Below are 8,333 nucleotides of genomic sequence, written 5' to 3' on the forward strand. Positions count from 1 at the left end.
ATGTGGTGCTCTGAGGTGGACGACGGTGCACGAGCGGGCGGCGTGAGGAGCTGGTGCGCGATGACGGCAGACCGGCAGGACCCCGTGGCCGCCCCCGTACTCGTACGTGCCGCGTACGGCGCCGTACGGCGTCCTGACCACGGGGTCCTGCCGGTCTGCCGTCATCGCGCACCAGCTCCTCACGCCGCCCGCTCGTGCACCGTCGTCCACCTCAGAGCACCACATCCCTTCGCGGTATTCCGGTCGTGCCGGGTCCCGAGCGGCCGTTCGGGCGACAGCGGCCGCTCCTGGGCGACCGCCCCGTGCGGAGGGCGGTGGCTACTTGGCGTACATCAGGGTGCCGAAGCCCAGCTGGTCGTAGCCGCCGCTGTTGGGGCCGTAGTCCCCGCCGCCGCCCTCGGGCCGGATGCTCTCCGCCATGCGCGTGATGTACGGGACGGACAGGCCCCGCCGGCGGGCGTAGTGGTAGTGGAGGAGGTCCCACACGGGGCGTACCTGGCCCCGGCCGTCGGCCGAGATCACCGTGTGGGTCTGCTGGGCGCAGTTCTGTCCGGTGCCCCAGGTGTAGGCGGTGAAGGGCACGTTCTCACCGAGGTTGTACTTGGCGACGTACTGGGCGGCCTTCATGAACCGGTTGTTGTCGTAGCCGTAGAGGTCCTCGCCCTGGGACCAGGCCATCTCGCAGAAGGCGCCCATCTGGCCCATGCCCATCATGGTGTGCCCCTGGTCGCGGCCGGACTCCTGCCACTGGGCGAGGCCCTGGCTGTCGTACAGGAACGGCACGGCCCTGCGGATCGCTCCGTTGCCCGCGCCGCTCTTGAAGTAGTTCACGGCCTGGTCGTACTTGGCGCCGTCGTCGCACAGGATGCCGATCGCGAGGATCGAGTTCATGTTGCAGAGGTCCCAGTTGGACCAGTAGTTGGTGATGCAGGCGTCGTTGTGGTTGTTCAGGAACTGGTTGTTGAGGGGGTAGAAGACGTTGAGCATCATCGTCTTGAACCGGTTCAGGTCGAACCCGGCGTAGCCGCGCATCAGTTCGGCGACGTTCGCGAACTGGTAGCCGTAGATCCCGGCGGCCAGGAACCGGTCCGCGTTGCCGGTGACGGTGGTGAGCGTCGACGACCAGGCGTTGAGGATGCGCACGGCCGCGTCGCCGTGGGCGGTGGTGCCGGCGATCTTCCAGCGCAGCGCGTTCTGGTAGGCGGCGTGGATGTCGTTGTACAGGAGGCCGTAGTTCTCGCCGGTGCCGCCGCGGACGATCGTGGCCTGGGGCCTGGCCGTCCAGGTGCTCGCGGAGTGGGAGTTGGCGGTCAGCCGGTTCCAGCCGGACAGCCACGGGTCGTCCCCGGCGGCCACCCGCACCTTGGCGCGGTTGAGTTCGCCGTAGGCGTGCAGCATGCCGGGGTGGGTGAAGGTGGCCGGGGCCGCCTCCGCCGTCGTCGCTACGGAGGAGGCGGCGCCCAGTGTGAGGGCGGCGGTGAGACCGCCGGCGGTCCGCAGCAGACCGCGGCGGCTCAACTCGCCCTCGGGGGCGAGCCCTGCGGGGCTCGTGTGGGGGGAAGTGCGGCTCATTCCTTGTCTCCATTCCATGGAGGAGCCTCGCGGACCTGGAGGGGCCCGCGAGGCCCTAGAGGGGAGTGATGCTCACCTCGCTGAATCGCGCGGTGACGTGGGCCAGGGGGTCGCGGGAGCAGACCACCAGGCCCACGTGGTAGGGGGCGTCACCGAAGCCGGGGATCTCTCCGTCGGCGAGGGGGGTGAAGGTGACACCTCCGTCTGTGGACACCGCCGCGGAGAACGTGGTCCCGACACGTCTCAACCGCAGCAGGCAGGGGGCGGCCACCGTGGCACCGCCCGTGAACGCCGACCGCCCGGCCACGGTCGTCCGGAGCATCAGCTGGGCGCTCGTGCCGCCGCTGACGATCGCCCCGGCCGCCTGGTCGAACGGCGACAGCGACTTGGCCATCAGCAGCCCGACCCGGTCGGCGGTGGCCCCCGTACGGGAGACCAGCCGGGCGGTGACCTCGCAGTCACCGGTGATCGGACGCCGGACGAACTGGCCCGTCATTCCCTGGTTGTTGACGGACAGGTCGACGCCGGCGCCCCGGACGACGAAGGTCCCGTCCTCCTCGTACGCCGTACTGCCGGGGGTCCGGACCGCGACCACGCCCAGGGTCCCGAAGGCGCGCTCGTCGAGGACCACGTCGCCGAGATCGCCGTACGACCAGGGGGCCGGCGGTGGTGTACCGACGGTGAGGGTGAGCGTGCCGGACGTGTCGCCGGCCGCGTTGCCCGCTGTGGTGGTGACGGTGAACTCACCGGTCCGGGTGGGGGTTCCGGAGATCAGACCACCGCGTTCGTCGACGCGGAGGCCCTCGGGGAGTCCGCTCGCGCCGAAGCGGACCGGGGCGTGCGAGGCACGGATCAGGTACCGGAAGGGGACGCCCTCGGTGGCGAACGCCGTGGCGGCGGAGGTGACTCGCGGTGCGGCGGGAGACGGCATGCGCGCGGAGGCCGGCTTCGAGCGGGGGCCGTGTCCACCCTCGTTGGTCTTCGTGACGACGTAGTGGTACGTCGTGCCGGGGGTGCCGGTGGCGTCCGCGTACCGGAGGCGGGCGCCGAAGCCGACCGGGGCGACACCGGTGGCGATCGTCCGGTAGGTGCCGTCGGCGCGGGTGGCGCGCCGCACCCGGTAGCGGGCCGAGAGGTCCGGATCGGTCCAGGTCAGCTCGACCGCGTCGGCTTCGGCGATGGCCCTGAGGTCGGTGACCTGTCGGGCGGGGCGGGAGACCGACCAGACCTCTCCCCCGGTCGCGGAGGTCACGGTGACGTTGTCGAAGGCGCCGGTGCCGGTGCCGGCGTACTCCTCGTCCACGCCCAGACAGGAGGTGAGAACCAGGCCGGCGTGCACGGACCGACCCAACTCCACCTCCGTGGTGCCGACTTCGGTCCAGCGGACACCGTCGGGCGAGATCGCCCCGGTGCAGCGGCGGCCCTTCCGGGTCACCCGCACCCAGTAGGGCGCCCGCAGCCGGTAGCCGTCGCCCGCGCCCTCGACGTACGGGGCGTCCAGCGGAGTCGCCGACTCCGGGAGCGCGCCCAGGCCGGAGATCGGGAACGCGGCCGCCGTGGTGACGGCCTGCTGCTGGGAGGGCGGCACGGGTGTGCTGCCGGTCGCCGAGATGCCGGACCCGGTCTCCTTCCGGACGGTCCACACCCCGCTCCAGGTGTGCAGGGGCAGCCCCTGGATCAGCATCGAGGCGTGCGCGGCGTCCGGGTCGAGGGCGTCGCGGAGGGTGACTCCGATCTTGGAGTACTGGGAGCTGAGCGGCCACACGATCCGGGCGGTGACCGTGCCGTCGCCCCACAGCGGCAGATGGGCCAGGTGGTACGTGTCCGCCGTACCGCTCGCCTCCAGCACGAACCGCTCGCCGTCGAACCGGGCCGCCCCCGGGATCTCCACCGCCCCCACGTCCCGGGCGTCCCAGGGCCCGGGAAGGCCGGCGGACGCGGACGCGGGACTCGAACCACCGCTGTGGCCATGGGAGTTGGAAGCGGTGACGGTGTAGTGGTACGTCCGTCCCCGGCGCACCTTCCCGTCGGTGTACGTCGGCTCGTCGAGGCCGGTGGCGACCTCCTCGTACGGGCCCTCGGGGCGGGTGGACCGCCGGACCGTGTACCCGGTGGCCCAGGCCGACGGCAGCCACGCGACGGTCACCGCCTCGGGATCGCCCACCGCCGTCACCCCGGCCGGGGGCTCCGGTACGGGTGTCGACGCGGGGGCCTCGGCGCCGGCGTAGGCGAAGGTGCCGAAGCTGGGGAGGTCGTCGTTGGTGCCCTCGACGACGCGGGCGCCCCCGGTGCCCCGGAAGACCGCCGCCCTCGTGGCGGGGGCGTCGAGGCCGCGCACTCCGGCGTAGTGGGCCAGGTACATCTCGTAGACCGGCGGGAGAGTACCGCGGCCGACGGCCGAGACGGTCTTCTTGATGTACTTGCCGGTGCGGTCCAGGTCGGGGGTGAAGGGGACGTCGCCGCCGAGGTTGTAGCGGGCGGCGTACTCGGCGTTCGCCAGGAGGCGGTTGCCGTCGAAGCCCCACAGGTCCACGCCCTGGTTCCAGGCCACCTGCGCCGCGTCGCCCATCAGGCCGACCGCCAGCTGCTCGTGCCCCTGGTCGCGGCCGGACTCCTGGCCCTGGCCGGCGGCCGTGACGATGCGGCCGGGGACGCTGCCGTTACCGGCTCCCGCCGCGGCGAAGCGCAGCGCGTCCTCGAAGAGGACGGGCTGCTCGCAGAAGACGCCGATGGCCAGGATCGTCTGCAGGGCCGTCAGGTCCCAGTTGCCGTTGGCGTAGAGCATGTAGCCGGAGACGGCCGGGTACCAGACGTCGAGGAACGACCGCTCGCAGCGGGCGATGTCCGCCTCCGCCCAGCCGTCGTACCCGGTGTGCCGCAGCAACTCGGCGGCGTTGACGAACTTGAAGGCCTGCAGACCCGCGCCGAGCGGACCGTCGGCGCCCGTGATCACCGTCAGGGACGCCGACCAGGCGTCGAGGATGTCCCGCGCCTTGTCGGCGTGGGCCCGCTCACCCGTCACGCACCACATCAGCGCGTTCTGGTAGGCGGCGGCCGAGTCGGCGACGGCCTGGCTCATGAAGTTGGTGGGGCCGCGCCCCCAGGACGTGATCTGCCCCGTGTTCTGCGCGGTGTATGTCGCCTTGGAGCGGGCGTGGGCCGCGAGGACGAGGTAGCCGTCGTGGATCGGCGACTCCTTCGCGGCGACCGCGCTCCTCAGCCGGTCCAGGTCGGCCGCGCTGTGCAGGAGGCCCGGGTGGCTGAAGGTACGGGTCGCCCCGCCGGCACGCGCGGCGACGGAGGCGGAGGCCGGGGCTGAGGCCGAGGCCGGGGCGGCGGACAGGAGTCCGGCGCCGGCCGCGGCCGTGACGGTGGCCGCGCCGAGGAACGACCGTCTGCTGAGGGGAAGCACGGATGTCTCTCCTGGTCCTACGGGTGCCGCACGGTGAGCTCGATGGACTGGGTGGCCGTACCGGCGCCGTTGGTGGCCGAGACGGTGACCGTGCAGGAGCCGGGGCGGGACGGGACACCGGAGATCAGGCCCGTCCTCGTGTCGAACGACAGGCCTCTCGGCAGCCCCTCGGCGGCGAACGAGGTGGGCAGCCCGCTCGCCGTGACCAGGTGGTTGAGGACCCGCTTGGCGGTGGCCGTGACCTCGCCCGCGCTGGTGATCTCCGGCGCGGCGGTGGCGGCCGGGGTGTCGGCGTCCAGGAAGCGGAGGTTCTGGACGTGCTCGTTGGCGAACATCGGCACCATGTCGGTCGTCAGGTACCAGCCGGGCTTCTTCATCTTGTCGTGGACGACCGTGCCGTTGACCGCCAGGTTCTGGAAGGTCAGGTTCTTGATCGGGCGGTCCGCGTCGTAGCCGGTCAGGATCGCCGTGGAGGCGTGTGTGCCGTCGTAGGTCAGGTTCCGGACGTACACGTCCTCGATGCCGCGTCCCGGGGAGGCGTTGTACCGGTTGGCCATCACCCGCATGTTGAGCAGCTGGCCCCAGGTGAAGTCCTCCACGCGGACGTCCTGGATGCGGACGCCCCGGATGAGGTTGCTGTCGCCCGGGTTGAGGGCGAAGCAGCCCTGGTAGAGGACCTGCGGCTCGCGGTGCTGCAGGACATCGATGTTGCTGAAGACGATGTTCTCGATGGTCTCGGGCTTCTCCGGGTTGCCGTGGGTGCCCATGTTGACCGGGTGGGCGACATCGGCCCACAGGGTGGAGTCGCGGACGGTGATGTTGCGGCAGTCGCCGTAGTAGTCCCAGCGGTGGGCGTAGATGGCGATGCAGTCGTCGCTGTTGCGCATGAAGACGCCCTCGATGAGGACGTCCTCGCTGCTGAAGACGTCGATGCCGTCGCCCCACTGGCCGAAGCTGTAGGAGTGCAGGTTGCGGACGGTGACCTGCTGCGACTGGCCGATGGTGCAGGAGTAGCCGGTCTTGGGGTTGAGGGCGAGGATGCCGTCGATCTCGATGTTCCTGGAGAACGCGACCAGGGTCGCGGCGTCCGAGTCGTGGATGATGCCCCGGCCGATCAGCCGCGCGTTCTCCACGTGGCTGAACTCCACACGGGCCTTGAGGACCGCGCCGCCCGCCAGGTACACGGTCTTGCCGCTGGGCACCTTGACCACGTTGTCGGGGACGGTGTGGATGCCGGGCCCGAAGTAGATGACGTCCGGGTCGCCCTCCTCGGGCCGCCACTTCTCGACCGGGTTGGCGTGGAGCTGGAGGTTGTCGTAGAGGTCGAAGGCGCCACCGTCGGCGTCGCCGAGTTCGATGGAGAGGTTGCGCGGCTCGGTGAGGCTGAAGGTGACGGTGTCCCCGCTCACCTCGTGGGCGATGTCGTACGACAGGGGGCGGATCCGTGCGGAGGGGATGGCCCCCTTCGAGGAGGTGACCCGGACCTCGACGGTGCCGCGGAAGTCGAGGTTGGCCACCGAGGAACTGCGGACGACGCCCGCTCCGGTCTTCGCGTCGATGGTCTTGGTGCGCGCTCTGATGACGGGCACCGACTGCCACTCTCCGCCCGGGGTACGGGCCTTGACGGAGAAGCTGGTGTTCAGGGGCAGCCCGGTCGGGACGGGGTGCACCACCAGCCGGTCGGTTCCGGGCCCGTCGGCCGCGCTCGCCGTGCCGGTGGCCGCACCGAGGAGGGTGAACGCGGTGGCGGCGGCGCCGGCGGTCTGCAGAAGGGTGCGTCGGGACAGACCCGGGCCCTGGGTTTCGGTCATGAGCAACGTCCTTGCGTACGAGGGGGCGAGGAGATCGGCGGGGACGGCCGTGGCGTGGGGGGCCGGGGCGGAACTTGCTTGAGTCCGGAGGCTGACGGATCAGCCCTGGGCAACAACCGGTTTCTACCGGCCGACGGGCAGAGCTTGTTCTTGACCGCAAACGGCGTCAAGGGGGTCGACCAGTTTTCGAAAACTCCGCGCATCCTCCGAGCGATGGCCCGACGCCGCCCCGGGCTGCGCCGATACCCCTTTGACCAGGGCATTCACCGAAACAGCAGCGGTTTCCGATCGGACACGGAGTCCGACCAACGACTCACACCGCGCAACCGCACGACCTGCGCAGACGCAGACGACCTCACGCGAGCCCGGGAGCACGACACCCGATCACGACGATTGACCGCCCGTCGGACCCGGATCTACGGTAGAAGACGTTTTCTGAAACGATCTGATCGTTTCCGCAACAGTCTCCGCACACACCCCCTGCAACTCTCCAGGAGAGTCATGCCCAGCGCCCAGTCGACGCGAGCCGTCTTCGCCATGGATCCGGTGCATCTTCCCCTGCTCTTCCCGCCGCCGCTCATGGCACGGCTGCGGGAGGTGGTCGAGATCGATCCCGGGTTCGTCGTACGGGACTTCACCGATCCGGTCGCCGCACCCGCGCTGGCCGGTGCCGAGGTCCTGATCACCGGCTGGGGCTGTCCGCACCTCGACGCGGACGTCCTGGTGGCGGCACCCCGGCTGCACACCGTCCTGCACGCCGCCGGATCGGTCCGCGCGCTGGTCGGGGAAGCCCTCTGGCAGCGCGGGATCACCGTCTCCAGCGCGGTGGCCGGCAACGCGCTGCCGGTCGCCGAGTACACCCTCGCGATGATCCTGCTGGCCGGAAAGGACGCCTTCGACCAGCGCGAACGCTTCCGGCTGACACACACCTACCCCTCCCCCGCCGAGACCGCCGCCATCGGCAACGTCGGCCGCCGGGTCGGGGTCATCGGGGCCTCGCGCGTCGGCCGCCGGCTGCTGGACCTGCTGAAGCCGTTCGACTTCGCCGTCTCGCTGTACGACCCGTACGTCGACACGGCGGGCGCCGCCGCACTGGGCGCCGAGCCGATGACGCTGGACGACCTGCTGCGGACCAGCGACATCGTCAGCCTCCACGCCCCCGACATCCCCGAGACCTACCGCATGATCGACCGCGGCAGACTCGCGCTCATCCGGGACGGCGGCGTCCTCATCAACACCTCCCGGGGCGCCCTCGTCGACCCCGGGGCACTCACCGACGAGTTGCTCTCCGGCCGGCTCAGCGCGGTCCTGGACGTGACCGAACCCGAGCCGCTGCCCGTCGGCTCCCCGCTCTACAACCTCCCCAACGTCTTCCTCACCCCGCACATCGCGGGCTCGCTCGGCAACGAGCTGGAGCGCCTCGGCCGTACCGTCGTCGAGGAGTTGGAGCGTCACGCCTCGGGGCTGCCGCCGGCCCACGAGGTACGGCACACGGATCTGGCCCGGGTCGCCTGATCCGTGCCCCACCCGTCCCGCAA

The 8,333-nt window shown here is 71.0% G+C and carries 4 protein-coding genes; 1 reads left to right on the forward strand and 3 read right to left on the reverse strand.

Annotated features, from left to right (window positions below; genetic code table 11):
• Positions 1-318: 318 nt before the first annotated feature.
• From P1P70_RS35595 to P1P70_RS35605, 3 genes are read right to left on the reverse strand one after another with little or no spacing between them, the layout of a single operon-like run.
• On the reverse strand, positions 319-1,572 hold the full coding sequence (locus P1P70_RS35595; protein WP_319245185.1) for an alginate lyase family protein: 1,254 nt from the start codon (positions 1,570-1,572) through the stop codon (positions 319-321).
• Between the two features lie 55 nt (positions 1,573-1,627).
• Positions 1,628-4,984 (reverse strand): putative Ig domain-containing protein, encoded by a 3,357-nt coding sequence (locus tag P1P70_RS35600; protein WP_319245186.1) that lies wholly within the window; start codon positions 4,982-4,984, stop codon positions 1,628-1,630.
• A gap of 17 nt (positions 4,985-5,001) precedes the next feature.
• The gene (locus P1P70_RS35605; protein ID WP_319245187.1) at positions 5,002-6,795 is read right to left on the reverse strand and encodes a putative Ig domain-containing protein; all 1,794 of its coding nucleotides are present in this window, start codon (positions 6,793-6,795) and stop codon (positions 5,002-5,004) included.
• A 501-nt stretch (positions 6,796-7,296) separates the two neighbouring features.
• Between P1P70_RS35605 and P1P70_RS35610 the strand changes: the two genes are divergently transcribed.
• Positions 7,297-8,310: a hydroxyacid dehydrogenase gene (locus P1P70_RS35610; RefSeq protein ID WP_319245188.1), complete on the forward strand. Its 1,014-nt coding sequence runs from the start codon at positions 7,297-7,299 to the stop codon at positions 8,308-8,310.
• Positions 8,311-8,333 lie beyond the last annotated feature (23 nt).

This window comes from Streptomyces sp. MB09-02B (assembly GCF_033794485.1).
GTDB lineage: Bacteria > Actinomycetota > Actinomycetes > Streptomycetales > Streptomycetaceae > Streptomyces.